14 protein-coding genes and 1 pseudogene are annotated in these 14286 nt (G+C 68.0%); 3 read left to right on the forward strand and 12 right to left on the reverse strand.

Annotated features, from left to right (window positions below):
- A pseudogene (locus tag P1U75_RS09985) lies at positions 1 to 183 on the reverse strand (transposase); the annotation flags it as partial.
- A gap of 198 nt (positions 184 to 381) precedes the next feature.
- Between P1U75_RS09985 and P1U75_RS09990 the strand changes: the two are divergent.
- From P1U75_RS09990 to P1U75_RS10000, 3 genes are all read left to right on the forward strand, one after another.
- The gene (locus P1U75_RS09990) at positions 382 to 1950 is read left to right on the forward strand and encodes a class I adenylate-forming enzyme family protein (RefSeq protein WP_300242702.1); all 1569 of its coding nucleotides are present in this window, start codon (positions 382 to 384) and stop codon (positions 1948 to 1950) included.
- A gap of 10 nt (positions 1951 to 1960) precedes the next feature.
- The gene (locus P1U75_RS09995) at positions 1961 to 2704 is read left to right on the forward strand and encodes an SDR family NAD(P)-dependent oxidoreductase (protein ID WP_300242704.1); all 744 of its coding nucleotides are present in this window, start codon (positions 1961 to 1963) and stop codon (positions 2702 to 2704) included.
- Between the two features lie 88 nt (positions 2705 to 2792).
- Complete coding sequence (locus P1U75_RS10000; RefSeq protein WP_300242706.1) at positions 2793 to 3611, forward strand: IclR family transcriptional regulator; 819 nt, start codon at positions 2793 to 2795, stop codon at positions 3609 to 3611.
- Positions 3612 to 3622: 11 nt separating this feature from the next.
- On the opposite strand, the gene P1U75_RS10005 is transcribed toward P1U75_RS10000, so the two are convergent.
- Genes P1U75_RS10005 through P1U75_RS10055 form a run of 11 tightly spaced genes read right to left on the reverse strand, consistent with a single transcriptional unit; the run spans position 3623 to position 14283 of the window.
- Positions 3623 to 4222, reverse strand: a complete 600-nt coding sequence (locus P1U75_RS10005) for a pentapeptide repeat-containing protein (protein WP_300242708.1) — start codon at positions 4220 to 4222, stop codon at positions 3623 to 3625.
- Positions 4222 to 4689: a flavodoxin domain-containing protein gene (locus tag P1U75_RS10010; RefSeq protein WP_300242711.1), complete on the reverse strand. Its 468-nt coding sequence runs from the start codon at positions 4687 to 4689 to the stop codon at positions 4222 to 4224. The genes P1U75_RS10005 and P1U75_RS10010 overlap by 1 nt, the downstream gene beginning before the upstream one ends.
- Complete coding sequence (locus P1U75_RS10015; protein WP_300242712.1) at positions 4686 to 5918, reverse strand: FAD-dependent oxidoreductase; 1233 nt, start codon at positions 5916 to 5918, stop codon at positions 4686 to 4688. Before P1U75_RS10015 ends, P1U75_RS10010 begins: the two co-directional genes overlap by 4 nt.
- On the reverse strand, positions 5915 to 7423 hold the full coding sequence (locus P1U75_RS10020; RefSeq protein WP_300242714.1) for an aldehyde dehydrogenase: 1509 nt from the start codon (positions 7421 to 7423) through the stop codon (positions 5915 to 5917). The genes P1U75_RS10015 and P1U75_RS10020 overlap by 4 nt, the downstream gene beginning before the upstream one ends.
- Positions 7420 to 8241 carry an aspartate dehydrogenase gene (locus tag P1U75_RS10025; RefSeq protein WP_300242716.1) on the reverse strand — a complete coding sequence of 274 codons (822 nt, stop codon included), beginning with the start codon at positions 8239 to 8241 and terminating at the stop codon, positions 7420 to 7422. The genes P1U75_RS10020 and P1U75_RS10025 overlap by 4 nt, the downstream gene beginning before the upstream one ends.
- A 4-nt stretch (positions 8242 to 8245) precedes the next feature.
- A complete protein-coding gene (locus P1U75_RS10030) occupies positions 8246 to 9922 on the reverse strand; it encodes a thiamine pyrophosphate-binding protein (RefSeq protein ID WP_300242718.1) in 1677 nt (558 codons plus the stop codon).
- A 20-nt stretch (positions 9923 to 9942) separates the two neighbouring features.
- Positions 9943 to 10731: an SDR family oxidoreductase gene (locus P1U75_RS10035; RefSeq protein ID WP_300242720.1), complete on the reverse strand. Its 789-nt coding sequence runs from the start codon at positions 10729 to 10731 to the stop codon at positions 9943 to 9945.
- Positions 10728 to 11660, reverse strand: coding sequence for a VOC family protein (locus P1U75_RS10040; RefSeq protein ID WP_300242722.1), 933 nt, complete (start codon positions 11658 to 11660; stop codon positions 10728 to 10730). The genes P1U75_RS10035 and P1U75_RS10040 overlap by 4 nt, the downstream gene beginning before the upstream one ends.
- Positions 11661 to 11687: 27 nt before the next feature.
- Positions 11688 to 12500 carry an alpha/beta hydrolase gene (locus tag P1U75_RS10045; protein WP_300242724.1) on the reverse strand — a complete coding sequence of 271 codons (813 nt, stop codon included), beginning with the start codon at positions 12498 to 12500 and terminating at the stop codon, positions 11688 to 11690.
- Positions 12497 to 13234 (reverse strand): SDR family oxidoreductase, encoded by a 738-nt coding sequence (locus P1U75_RS10050; protein WP_300242726.1) that lies wholly within the window; start codon positions 13232 to 13234, stop codon positions 12497 to 12499. Before P1U75_RS10050 ends, P1U75_RS10045 begins: the two co-directional genes overlap by 4 nt.
- A gap of 2 nt (positions 13235 to 13236) precedes the next feature.
- On the reverse strand, positions 13237 to 14283 hold the full coding sequence (locus tag P1U75_RS10055; RefSeq protein ID WP_300242728.1) for a Rieske 2Fe-2S domain-containing protein: 1047 nt from the start codon (positions 14281 to 14283) through the stop codon (positions 13237 to 13239).
- Between the last annotated feature and the right edge of the window lie 3 nt (positions 14284 to 14286).

Raw genomic sequence — 14286 nt, forward strand, 5'->3', positions numbered from 1 at the left:
GTCAAACAGGTCTGGATCGCCGCGTCACTGAATTGCTGCTGTCGACCACGCTTGCCGCTCGGCGGCGGCACCCGGATCATCCCGGGATCAAACCAGATCGAAAGCGATCCGCGTTGCTTCAGTGCGGTGTTGTACGAAGGCGCAGTTCGCGGTCTTGTACTTCGTTGACGCCCAGTTGCTCATGCCCTCCAGCTATCACGCTGGATTCACAAGATGAATCCCCTCAACCGATTTGCGCAACAAAGCCCTGCAGACCGCGCAATGCTTTGCCAGCGGGCGGGAAACCCGCCAAAACCCGGCACGCGCCACACCGCCGGCTGGGCTTGTGTTCGGCCTGCGCTGCGCCCTACGATCGCGGCATGCGCGGGGGAGGAAAGCCGCATGATCGAATTCGAACGCCCGGCCGGGGCGGAGCAGGCGCGTTTGAGCGTGGTAGAGATGGTCCGCAGGGTCGCGCGGGACAAGCCGCAAGTCGAGGCCGTTGTCTGCGGTGCGACGCGTCAGAGCTGGGCGGCGTTCGACGCGCGGATCAACCGGGTTGCCAACGCGCTGTTGGCGATGGGGATGCAAAAGGGCGAGCCGGTGGCGATCCTGTCGCCCAACTCGGTTGCCTATGCGGAGTTGTTCATGGGGATCCTGCGGGCTGGCGGCTGTGTCACGCCGCTGTCCACCATGGCCTCGCCCGTGGCGCTGAAGGGCATGCTGGCCGATTGCGGCGCGCGGCTGCTGTTCTTGGCCGAAGCCTATCGCGATCTGGCCGCCGATGCGGTCGACGCCCTGCCGCTGCGGGTGGTGGCGCTGGATTTCCACGCGCCCGGCGTTGACGATTACGAGGCGCTGCTTGCGGAGGTCCCGGAGCATGATCCACGCATCCCCATCGCCATGGACGACCGGTTCAACCTGATCTATTCCTCGGGCACCACCGGAACACCCAAAGGGATCCTGCACGACCACGGGTTGCGCGCGGCGCAGATGGACCGGATCGCGCTGAGCGGCTACGATCAGGACGCGCGCACGCTGTTGTCGACGCCGCTGTATTCCAACACCACCATCGTGTCGTTCCTGCCGACGCTGGCGGGCGGCTCCACCGTGCATCTTGTGCGCAAGTTCGACGCGTGGGAATGGCTGGAGATCGCTGAGGCCGAGCGGATCACCCACACCATGCTGGTGCCGGTGCAATACAAGCGCATCCTCGACGTGCCGGAGTTCGACACCTTCGACCTGGGCGCGCTGCGCTTCAAATGGTCGACCTCGGCGCCGCTGAGGGCGGATGTGAAACGTGATGCGCTGGCCCGCTTTCCCGGCACCCTGACCGAGCTTTACGGGCTGACCGAGGGCGGCGGCATCACCATGCTGGCCGCGCATGAGCATCCCGACAAGCTGCACACCGTCGGCCAGCCCGCCCCGGGCAGCGAGATCCGGTTGATCGACGATGCGGGCCGCGAGGTCGCCCCGGGCGAGGTCGGAGAAATCGTCGGTCGCTCGCCCGCCATGATGGCGGGCTATTTTGGGCGCGACGACCTGACCGAGGACTATCTCTGGCGCGACGATCAGGGTCGGGTGTTCTTCCGCTCCGGCGACATGGGCCGGTTCGACGGGGACGGTTTCCTGATCCTGTCGGACCGAAAGAAGGACATGATCATCTCCGGCGGGCTGAACGTCTTTGCCGACGATCTGGAACGGGTGTTGCTGGACGATCCGGACGTGACCGACGCCGCGGTGATCGGGGTGCCGTCCGAGCGCTGGGGCGAGACCCCGCTGGGGCTGGTGGTGCTGCGGCCCGGCGCGACACGGGGCGCAGAAGAGATCCGCGCACGCGCCAACGAGGGGCTGGGCAAGAGCCAGCGGCTGTCGGCGGTGGAGGCCCGGGACGCGTTGCCGCGCAGTTCGATCGGCAAGATCCTCAAACGCGAACTGCGCGCGCCATATTGGGAACAGCAACCGGCTTGAGAGGGACATTATGCAAATACTGACTGGAAAACGGGTATGGATCACCGGCGGCGGCTCCGGCATCGGGGCGGGCGCCGCGCGGGCGCTGGCCGCTGCGGGGGCCGAGGTGGTGGTCTCGGGCCGCCGCCCGGAACCGCTGCAAGAGGTGGTAAGCCAGATCGAGGCAGGGGGCGGGCTGGCCCGCGCCGAGCCGCTCGACGTCACCGACGTCGAGGCGGTGGCGGAAGCGGCGGCGCGGATCGGCACCGTCGATATCCTGCTGGCCAATGCCGGTATGAACGTGCCGAAACGCGCCCTGTTCGACCTGACGGACGAGGATTGGCGCACGGTGGTCGATGTGAACCTCAACGGGGTGTTCTACCCGGTGCGCGCTGTGCTGCCGGGGATGCGCGCGCGCGGCGGCGGGCAGGTGATCCTGATCTCCAGCTGGGCCGGGCGCTATGCCGGGCGACTGACCGGGGCGGCCTATAACGCGACCAAGCGGGCGGTGATCGCGCTGAACGAGACGATCAACGACGAGGGCGGTGCCCATGGCATCCGCTCGACCGTGATCATGCCGGGCGAGGTGGCGACGGAAATCCTCGACAAGCGCCCCAAGCCGCCGAGCCAGGCCGAGCGGGACCGCATGTTGCAGGTTGCGGATCTGGCGGCGACGGTGCGCTTTGTGGCCGAGATGCCGGCGCATGCCTGTCTTAACGAGGTGCTGATCTCGCCCACCCACAACCGGTTCTACCGGGGGTTCGAGGAGGTGTGAGGCGCCCGGGCCGGGCGGTGAGGGCTTGCGTTGCGCGCTCCCGACCAATAAGGAAAAATACGTTCATATTTGGTTGATTGGGGTGGCGATGACTGAGAGTGACGGCACGGAGAAAACCCGCCCGGATTACTCGGTGCCACCGGTGGAGCGCGCCTTGCGCCTTCTGCGCCATATCGCGGCCGGAAACCGGTGCCGCAATTCCAGCCAGACGGCCAAGGACATCGGCATCAACCGCACCACGCTGATCCGGCTGCTGGCGACGCTGGAGGCGGAGCGGATGATCGAGCCGCTGCCCGAGGCGGGGGGCTACCGGCTTGGTACCGGGCTGATCGCGCTGGCCTCGGAGGCATTGAACGAACGCGGCATCATCCCGACCGCGCGCCCGGTTCTGCGCAAGCTGGTCGAAGCGCTGGGCCTCTCGGCGCATCTTGGCGTGCGCGAGGGGCGCGAGATCGTCTACCTGGCGCGGGAAACGCCGGTGTCGCACCTGGCCAGCACCGTGCGCGAGGGCACCCGCCTGCCTGCCCATGCCACCACGATCGGGCGTATCCTGCTGTCCGATCTGACCCCCAGCGCGCTGGCCGAGCTCTATGCCGGACGGGCGCTGGAGGCCTATACCCAGAAGACGCGCACAACGCTGGAAGAACTGCAAAACCAGATCGAGGCCGACCGCGCCCGGGGCCTGTCCTGGAGCGTGGCGAATTTCGAGCCCGAGATCGGCTCGGCTGCCGTCTCGGTGCACGATCATCAGGGCCACGCCATTGCCGCGATCAACGTGACCGGGCATGCCAGCGTCTTTGCAGAGGGCAGCCCGATGGTGGAGCGGATCGAGGTGCAGTTGAAGGCTGCCGCGCGGGAGATTTCCGAGGCGCTGGGCTATCGCGGCTGGTCGGCGGAGCAGATGTAGGCGCGCCGCACTCAGACGTAGGTATAGCCGAAGGACATCCCGAAATCGCCGGAGCCGAGCGCGGAGTTTCCGCGCCGCGCATCCCGCAGCCACAGTCGCCCGTGGACCTGGGTCTCCCCAAGGTCGGTCTCGGCAGGCAGCCGTGCGCCCTGGCACCACAATCCGCCCAGCCATTCGCCGCCGCGGAATGTGACCGGCCCGACGGCGGACACGGCCTGAAGCGAGACATTGCCATAGCTGACCGTGGCGGAGAAATCGGCGCCGGCATCAAAGCGGGTATTGTCGAACCGTCCGATGCCGCGGAACTCGGCCCCGGAGAAATCGGCCGCGCGGTCGAACCGGCTGTTTTCGAACCGGGCGTCGTTCATGAAAAGCGCGCCGCCGAAGTGGGCTGGGCCGCCGAACGTGGCACCGCGAAACCAGCAGATCCCGTCGAACCGCGCGCCGCGCGCGTCGATCCCCTGCGCAAACCGCGCGCCGGAGAAATCGACGCCGGTCAGCGTGCAGCCCGACAGATCCAGCGGCGCGTCGCATTCGACCCCGGCCAGATCGACGAACTCGCCATGCCGCCAGGGCACGGTGAGGCGCGCTCGGATCTCCTGCGGGGTCATCAGGCCGCCTCGCCCAGGGCTTCGCCAGCCTGCGCGATCACCTCTTCGGCCCAGGGAAAGGCGAGATCCTCGGCCATGTCGTCGCCGGAGGCATCATGCGCCACCCGCTCGCCGATCTGCCGCGCGCCGTGGGCCAGCATCAGCTCGGCCAGTTTCTTCGGCCCATGGTTGAAGGTCTCGTCATATTCGCTGTCGCCCAGCCCGAAGATGGCGAAATGGATCGCCGAGAGGTCGGGTTTTTCCGCGTTCATCGCCTCGGCAAAAGGCTGGGCCGAAGCGGGCAGGTCGCCATCGCCATAGGTCGAGCAGACCAGCAGAAAAAAGCGGGAGGCATCGAAGTCGGAGGGCGACATGTCCGACAGGTTGAGGCAATCGACCTCGTTTTCGCCTTCCAGTTCGGCCTGGATATCCTCGGCCAGCATCTCGGCATTGCCGGTCTCGGTGCCGTAGAGAATGGTGATCTTCATTTTGGTCTCTCCTCTTGGCGCGCACGGCGCAGCATTTCCGCACGGGTGGCGATCTTGGCGCGGCAGCGGCCCTCTGGGGCTGCCTCGGTTTCATGGGCGTCGATCCGGGTCCAGCCGGTGTAATCCACCGCCTCGGCCAGATCCGCAAGAATGGCGCGGCCCGGTTTATCGGGGTCGGATTTCAGATCGTCCAGAATACGGGCGGCCAGCGCCTGCGCGTCGGCGCGGTTTTCCGGGATGGTGCCGCGCGGCCCGCGCCGGAACCAGCCAGTTGCGTACAGTCCGGGGGCCAACGCACCCGCCTCGGCGTCCCGCGCATCGGCCAGCAGCGCATCGCGCGGCAGGTCGCCGGCGGGGCCGAAGCCGATGGCGGTCAGAACCGAGGAACAAGACAGCACCTCCTCGTCCTGGTCGGTGGCAAAGCGAACCGCCTCGGCGGATGTTTCCCCCTCGACCGCGAGCGGGGTCAGCCCGAAGCGGAAGGTGATCCGGCGCGGACCGGTGGCGATGCCGTCCAGCGCCTGCACCGCCTCGATCTTCTTCTGCTCAACGGGGTCGTCGCTGGCCCCCGCGCCGATCACGCGGATGCTGACGCCGGCGAGCTTCGCCAGTTCCTTGATCATCACCGTGTCGAACTTGGCCTGCGCGGCGGGCGACCGGCCGGTGATGGTGATCTCCTCGATCCCGCTCCCGGCCAGCCATTCGCCGGGTCCCGCGCCGAGGTCGGATCCTGTCATTTCCTCTGGCGTCTTGGCCAGCAGGCGCAGCAGGTCGATGGCCACGTTGCCGTTTCCGACGATCAACGGGCGGGGGCCGAGGTCGGGCAGGGCGCAGGCGTCGGGATGGTCATAAAGCGCGCGGGTCAGCGTTCCGGCGCCATGGACCCCGGGCAGATCGCCGCCGGGAATGGCCAGCGGCCGATCCTGCGACAGCCCGGCGGCCAGCACCACCGCGTCATAGGCCGCGCGCAACGTCTCCAGCGTCACATCCGCGCCCAGCGTCACGTTGCCGAAGAACTGCGCGCCCTGCCGCTCGAAGACGCGGGCGAACTGCCGGGACACGGCCTTGGTGCCCTGGTGATCGGCGGCCACGCCATAGCGCACCAACCCATAGGGTACCGGCAGCCGGTCGATCAGATCCACCTCCAGCCCCGGCGCGGCCTTCAGCAGCGCCTGCGCCAGGAAACAGCCCGAGGGGCCGGCACCCACGATGGCAATCTTGCCGCTCATGCCTCCTCCAGTGCCGCGCCCGCCCAGGGGTGCGGCGCGCCGCTCAGGTCCGAGTAAAAGCTTTTCTGCGTCATGTAGGCGCGCAGCCCCTGACGCCCCTTTTCCCGGCCGGTGCCGCTGTCGCGCTCGCCGCCGAAGGGGGTGGAGATCGAGAACTGCTTATAGGTGTTGTGCCAGATCGTGCCGGCATTGACCGCCCGGCCGACGCGCCAGGCTTTCGGGAAATCGCGGGTCCAGATGCCGCAGGCGAGGCCGTAGTCGCTGTCATTGGATTGCGCGATGACATCCGCCTCGTCCTCGAAGGGCAGCACGGCCAGCACCGGGCCAAAGACCTCGTCGCGGCAGATCCGGTCGGTGTTCTTCACGCCCGTGAGAATGGTGGGAAGGTAGTAACTGCCGTTGGCGTATTCCTCGCCCTCCGGCACGGCCCCGCCACACAGCAGCTCGGCGCCATCCTCCAGCGCGCGGGCGACATGGGCGGCGACCTCGTCGCGGTGGTCCATGTGCACCAGCGGTGCGACCTGAGTTGCGGGGTCGAACGGGTGGCCGACCTTCAGCCGCTTGGTCGCCGCAACCAGCCGCGCGACGACCTCGTCGTAGATTCCCCGCTGCACGAACAGGCGCGAGCCGGCGATGCAGCTTTGCCCTGAGGACGAGAAGATGCCGAACAGGATGCCGGCCAGCGCCTGCTCCATATCCGCGTCCCCGAACAGCATGGTGGGGGATTTGCCGCCCAGTTCCAGGCTGACCGGCATCAGCTTTTCCGCGGCCTTGCGCGCCAGCGCGCGCCCCGTGGAGGTGCCGCCGGTGAAGCTGACCTTGGCAATGTCAGGATGCTCCACCAGCAGGTTGCCGATCTCTCGCCCGGCCCCGGGCAGGACCGAGAACAGCCCCTTGGGCAGGCCCGTCGCCTCCACGATGCGGGCCAGTTCCAGCGCGGTCAGCGGCGACCATGAGGCGGGTTTGAGGATCACCGCGTTGCCTGCCGCCAGCGCCGGGGCGACCTTTTGCGCGTCCGAGGCGATGGGCGAGTTCCAGGGCGTGATCGCGGCGACCAGGCCCAGCGGCTCATGCACCGAGAGGGTCAGACTATCGCCGCGCTGGGCGGTCAGATCCTCGTCCATGGTCTCGGCCACCGCGCCGAAATAGCGAAAGGTACCGGCGGCCGAGGCCGCCAGCGCCGCTGTCTCGCGCTGGGTCTTGCCGGTGTCGCGGCTCTGGATCCGCGAGATGCGTTGGATGTTCGCCTCGATCCCGTCGGCGATGGCATAAAGGTATCGCGCCCGTTCATGCGGCTTCAGCCCACGCCAGGCCGGGTCGGCCTGCGCGGCCTTGGCCCGCGCGATCGCCTCGGTCCCATCGGCGCGCGAGGCACCGCGCAGCACCCGGTTGACGCTGCCGTCGGCGGGGAAAACCGAGGTGATTTCGGCCCCCGTACCCGCACGCCATTCGCCGCCCATGAACAATCGCCCGTCGGGCATCTCGTCAAAGCTCATATCTGTCATATCGCCACCACCTCCATGCGGTTCCGGACCTCGCGCAAGACCGAGTAGACCGTGGACACGCTGGTTTTTGCATTGCCCGCCGAGGGCAGGTTTTCGATTTCCATCCGGTAGTTCGCCACCGGCGAGCGGACCTCATAGCTGTGCACATTGCCGGGGGCGGAAGGGTCGGCAATCAATTCGACCCGGGTTACCTCGAACCCGGCACCGGCCAGCGCGAGGGTTGCGGCGACATTGGCGTTTTTCGGATAGTCCCGCGCCGCCTCGCGCGCGCTGCCCTGGAAGAACACCCTGCGTTCGGTAAGGCCATCCAGATCCAGCACAGCCTCGGCCGGTGTGCCGGCCCAGGCGCGGGGCGGCTTGCTGCCGCGATAGATCACCTCCAGCCCGCCCGCAGGGGCCAACGCCGCCAGAAGGTCGATGCCGCCCACCGCGCCGGCGGGCAGCACGATGCGCGCGCCGCCTTCGGTCGCGGCAGCGCGAAGATCGGCCTCAAGCGCCGCATCCGACATCGCCCCGACCGAGACCTGCACCACATCCACGCCGGCCCGCAGGATCGCGGGCAGATGCGCCGCGACCGCGCTGTGGCTGGCGCATTCCACCACAAGATCGGGGGCGGTGCGCAACAGTCCGGCGGCATCCTCGACCACCGTCGCCGATCGGGTCAGCGCGGCGGCATCCGCAGCGAGTCGGGCGCGTACCGCCGGGGCGTTGCCGGGGCGCGCCAGCACCGACAGATGCGCGGGGTGCAGACCGGTCCTTTCCAACAACCCCAGCAGGGTCGTGGCGATATTGCCGTATCCGATCAGGCCAAGCCGCATGGGGTCACTCCGCCTTTTGCGCCGCGCCGGCGGGCGGACCTGCGAAGGATTCGGCAAAGGGGCCGATGGCGCACATGTCCACCTCGATCAGCTGCGGACCCCCGGCGGCGACGGCGGCGTCCAGCGCCGCTGCAAAACCGGCCACGTCATCCACCTTGCGGTGAGGCAGGCCGATGGCGGCGCAAAAGGTTCCGAACTCCGGAACGCGCAGGGCCGAGTAGTGGCGGCGGCTGTCGTATTGCGCGTCCTGGATGTTCTGGATCACGCCATAGGCCTGGTCGTTCATCAGGACATAGACCAGAGGCGCGTCTTCCTCGACGGCGGTGATCGCCTCGGCCAGGCCCAGCATGGTGCCGCCATCGCCCAGAAGCGTGATCGCCCTGGTGCCCGGCGCGCAGGCCAGCGCCGCTCCGATGCCCATCGCCACTCCCTGACCGATGCCGCCGCCCAGCGCATGCACCCCCTGTTTCGGGTCGGTGAGGCGCACGTAGCGGTTGCCGAAAGTGGAATTCGAGATAGTCACGTCGCGCACCCAGATGTGCCCCTCTTGCGAGACCTTGTCGCTCAGCGCATCGGCCACCACGCGGTAGGGGCCAAGCTGGTCGCGCAAGCGCCCCTCGGCCTCGGCCCGCGCCCGCGCGATGTCGAAGCTCAGGTCGGGGTCGGTGGCGAGCCGTTCGGGCAGACGGTCCAGCAACCGGCGCAGGGTGTCGGCGGCATCGCCGTGCACGAAGGCGTCCACCGGGTAGTTGCGCCCGCCCTGGCCCGCGTCGGCGTCGATCTGCAGCAGCGGCCGGGGCAGCGGCAGCTTGTTGTTGCGGGTCTCGTTGCCGCGCAGGCGCGAGCCCACCACCAGCATCAGGTCGCAGCTTTCGTAAAGCGCCGCCGCCTCCGGCCCCATGTTGAAGGCGCCCAGCGTCGCCGGTTCCTCCTCGGACACCACGCCGCGCCCGTTGGTCGATGTCACCACGCCAACGCCGCGCCGCATCAGTTCGGTCGCCTCGGCCACCGCCCCGCGCGCGCCGCCGCCGAGCCAGATCAGTGGACGCTTGGCGGCCGTCAGGTACTCCGCCAACTCGTCGATCATCGCGTCGCTGGCGCGCGGACGCACCGGGACGGGCGCATGCAGGCGGGCGGCGGATGTGGCCGGGCTGCGCTGCACGTCCACCGGGATCTCCAGGCTGACCGGGCCGCTGGGTGCCGACAGCGTGGCCGAGATTGCCGCGTTCAACGTGCCGATGGCGCCGTTGGCGTCCCACATGCGGAACACCGCCTTTGAGATTCCGCGCAGCATCTCGGCCTGTTTCGGCACGTCATGGATCGGCGCGCGGTCGCGGTCGGCAAGGTCGGTATCGACCTGGCTGGTGATGTGCAGCACCCGGCTGCCCGCCGTCAGCGCCTCGGCCTGTGCCCCAGCCGCGTTGCCCGCGGCGGTGCCGGTCGAGGTCAGGCAGACGCCCAAGCCCCCCGAGGCGCGGGCATAGGCATCGGCCATGTTCATCGCGCCGGCCTCGCCGCGGGCGGGAACGAAGCGGATGCGCCCCTGGCGTGCCACCGCGTCGAGGATCGGCATGTTGTGGATCGAGATGACGCCGAACATCGTCGTCACCCCGATATCGGCCAGCGCCCCCGCAATGGAATCGCCGACGGTCGCGGTTTGTTGGATCTGTTCGTATTTCATGCCCACGTCCCTGAATGTCCCTAAATATGCCGGTTCAGCCCGCCCGAAACGTCGAGCTGGGCGCCGGTGATGTAACTGGCCGCGCGCGACCCCAGAAATGCGATGGCGTTGGCGGCCTCTTCGGCGTCGCCCAGTCGGCCCAGCGGAATGCCCTTGCGCCGGGCCAGGTCGCGATACCAGTCCTCGCGGCTGACGCTCTGATCTTCGCGCTCGGCGAAACGGCGGGTCCATTGGCCCGACCCGATCAGCCCCATCAGCACCGAGTTGACGCGCACGTCGGGCGCCAGCTCCAGGCTGAGCGATTTCAACAGGTTCTGAACGCCGGCGCGGGCCGACGAGGTGCAGACCATGTGGCTTTCGGGCTGATAGGCCAGCAGAGAATTGACCGCCACGATGGCGCCGCTCGCCTCCTTCAGCATCGGCAGAAAGGCGCGGATCGGCAGGACCTGGCTGAAGATCTTGAGTTCGTACTCGTCGCACCAGTCCTGGTTGGAGGTGTCGGCAAAGGTCGATTGGCGGCCTTGCCCGGCGTTGTTGACCAGCAGATCGCAGCGCCCGAAAGTCTCGCGCACCGCATCGGCAAAGGCGTTGACCGCCGCCTCGTCCAGCACCGAAAAGGCGCGGGTCAGTACCCTGTCCTCGCCATAGTCGCGGCGCAGCACCCCGGCCACATCCTCCAGCCGGGATTGGTTGCGCGCGCAGAGCGCCACCCTGGCCCCGGCACCCAGCAGAACGCGGACGGTAGCCAATCCGATACCGGAAGAGCCCCCCGTCACCACGGCGACGGCGTTGTCATAACCGAGGTTCATTCCGCCGCCCCCCGGTCGGCCTTGCGCAGCTCGGGAAAGCCCGGATCGGGCCGCCCCTGCATCACCGCGCGCTGCGCCGGGGTGGGCGGACCTGCTGTCATCCACTGGTCCATTTTCTCAGGAACGTCGCGCGGCCATACCTGCGCCTCGTGGCTGGTCTCGTCGATCTGCTGCACCTCCGAGGTGAACTCGATCACGAAGCCCGAGGGCGAGACGAAGTAGGCAAACGGGTTGTTGCCGGGTCCGTGCCGGCCCGGTCCCCAGGTGGGGACGTGCCCCTTCTGCTTCATCCGCCCGATCGACCGCATGAATTCGTCGATCGATGGCAACTCGAAGGCAACGTGGTTCACGCTGGGGTAATGGGCGCGGACCAGCGCGATGGCATGGTGGTCGGTCGAACAGCGCAGGAACACCATCTGGTCGGCGGAATAATCCGAGACGCGAAACCCCAACACCTCCTCGTAAAAGCCCTGCACGCCCTCCATGTCCGGCGTGTTCAGCACCACATGGCTGACCTTGCGCGGCTTGGCCCATTCGGCCTCGGGTTCAAGCTCTCGCGCCTCGGTGCGAAAGCGCAGGCGGCGGTTGTCGGGGTCGAGCAGCTCGAAGCCATAGCCGCCGGGCCAGTCGTCGAATTCGGCCGGCGCACCCAGCACATCGGCACCGCGCGCGACGGCCTGGGCGTGAAGCGCATCCATCGACTCCCGGTTTGGCATCGAAAAATGTACATATTCGATGCCGAACACCTCGCCCTCGGTCAGCCCGTAGAGGAACGGCTCGGACCCGGTGCCGCGCAGATAGGCGGTGTGGTCGTCCTTGTGCGCCAGGTTCAGCCCCCACATGTCCTCGTAAAACGGCAGGGTGGCGGGCAGGTCGGGACCGCGCATCATGATGCCCCTCAGTCCGCCTGTTCGTATCGTCTCGGTCATCTCGGTCTCTCCTCCGGGTCCCGCAGTTCAGCTTGCAGGTTCGGGTGTCAGATCCAGCGCGGCAGCGAACCGGGCCGGGGCCTGTTGGTAAATCGCGTGGCCGGCCTGCGGCAACAGCGTCAGCCGCCCGCGCGCGGCACCCTGCAGGGCGGCATGGGCGCGACAGGCGCCGTCGGGGGGCGTCACCCGGTCGTCGGCGCCGACGATCACGTCGGTGGGCACGCTTAGCCGCTCCGCATCGTCCAGCAGCCGCCCCGAGGCCAGCATCCGCGCTGCCTGGCCGTAGCCGGGAAGAGTGACTTTCGCCATGCTGTCGCGGACCAGGGCCAGCGCCTCGGGGTTGTCCTCGGGCGCATGCAGCAGCCGCGCGGCGCGGGCCTCGGCAAAGGCCCTTGCGCCCAGTCGCTCCAGATCGTCGATCCGCGATCGCGCGGCCGAGCTGAGGGCACCGCCGCGCGGCACCCCGTGACCCAGCGCCGGCGCGGCAAGGATCAGCCGCGCGACCCGCTCGCGCCGGGCGGCGGCAAAGCTCGCCCCCATCAGCGTGCCCAGCGAATGACCCAGCAGCGTGACGCGGGCCAGATCGAGCGCGTCGAGGAACCGCTCGAGCACGCGAGAATAATCGGCCGCAACCGGCCAGTCCTGCGCCAGCGGCGCCGAGTTGCCGTATCCCGGCGCGTTCCAGGCGATCACCCTCTGGTCACGGGCCAGATACGGCAACAGCGGTGTGAACGAGGCCGCCTGAGAGCCGATCCCGTGCAGCAGCACCAGCACCGGGCCGCTGCCGGGGCGCTCGAGATACTCGATCCCGCTGGCGATATGCGTCTGCCAGCCACTCATGCGAACACGAAGCCGTTGTTGACTGGCAGCACCTGCCCGGTGAGCGTCAGCGCCCCCTCGCTCAGCAGGAAGGCGATGACGTCGGTGATCTCGCCCGGACCCTGCGGACCGGGCAAAGCGCGCCCCTCGGAATACAGCCGGTGCCGTGCCTCGGGGACATACTCGGTGCTCTCGGTGGTCAGGATGCCCGGCGCGACGGCCGTGATTCCCACCCGGTCCGGCCCCAACTCGCGCGCCAGCGAGCGGGTCATCGCCATCACCGCGCCCTTGCTCGCGGTATAGGACAGCAGGTTCGGCGCGCCCCAGAGCGCGGTGTCCGAGGCGACGTTTACCACCCGGCCAGAGCCGCTGTTCCGCAACATCGGGGCACAGGCCCGCGTCATCAGCCAGGTGCCACGCACGTTGACGCGCTGCACCAGGTCCCAGCTGTCGATCTCGATCTGGTCGAAGGGGATGCCGCCGATTCCGGTGGCGATGGCGCCGTTGTTCACCAGCCCATGCAGCCCGCCGCCGGTCATGGCGGATACCTTCTGTCCGAGCGCGGAGACGGAGGCGGGATCGCCCAGATCGACGGGCAGAAACGCCGCCCCGACCTCGGTCGCGGTGGCGCGCCCCTCGTCCTCGGCGATATCGGCGAGGATCAGCCGCGCGCCGTGCCCGGCCAGGCTGCGGGCGATTTCCGCCCCCAGCCCGCGCGCCGCGCCGGTCAGCAGGATATGCCGGTCTTTCAGCATGCTCACTCCGCCGCGACGTCTTGCTGTTTCAGCTCGGCCTCGACCTGTGCCTTGGCGGCACGGGTCAGGATCTGGCGGATGCGGCTGACACCGAGGTCATGCTGATAGAGCATCTCGCGCTTGCGGGCGTCGTCGGGCATCCCTTCGAGCATCACCCGGTCCTGTTCCAGCACGTCCCAATGGGTCTTTTCCATCTTGGCGCGATAGAGAAAGCGCCAGCTTTCGCGCGCCAGCCCCTCGACCTGGCGCATGCGCCAGAAGAACACCTTGGTCGTGTGTTCATCCATCGGCTGCACAAAGCCGATGATGCGGAACACGCCCCCCGGACCCGCCGCCGGCGGATAGGGGATTTCGAGGAAACAGAACATGTCGCCGGGATAGACCTCGAACTCGGTCCAGTCGAAGTTTTCGCCGGTCTGGCCAACGCGCTCGATGCGGAAGCCGTTGTCGGTCTTGTCGAGCTTCATCAGGTCCTGTTTCGAGCCGTAGGCGAGCGTGAAGCTTTCCGCATGCAGGTAGCAGCCGTGCATCGGATCGGCGAGGTTGTCGATCGCATAGCGGTAATTCGCGCCCCAGACCGAGGTGCACAGGAAACCGGTCCAGGCGTCGTCATTCATCACGTCCGGCAATACCAGTTTGGGCGCTTCGGGCTGGTCGACCGAAGGCACGTATACGAAAACCGCGTCATTGGCCTCGGTCACTTCGTAGGAGGTCAGCGCCTTGCGGCCTTCCAGGGCGCATTCCGGCATGGCCGGCACTTCCACCACGACGCCGTCGCCATCGACCTTCACGCCATGATAGCGGCAACCGATGTTTCCCTCGTGGATCTCGCCATAGCTCAGCGGAGCGCCGCGGTGCGGGCAGAAATCCTCGATGCATTTCAACTCGCCCGCGCCATTGCGCCACAGCACCAGCTTCTCGCCAAGAAGCTTCGTGCCATAGGGTCGCGTCGTCTTGACCTCGACCGATTTGCAAACCGGGTACCACTGGCCGCGCAGGCCCTCGTTTACCCGTTTCTCGATCAGGGCCTTCTTGTCGATGGCAGTCATTTC

The organism is Antarcticimicrobium sp., assembly GCF_029212575.1.
Lineage (GTDB): Bacteria > Pseudomonadota > Alphaproteobacteria > Rhodobacterales > Rhodobacteraceae > Antarcticimicrobium.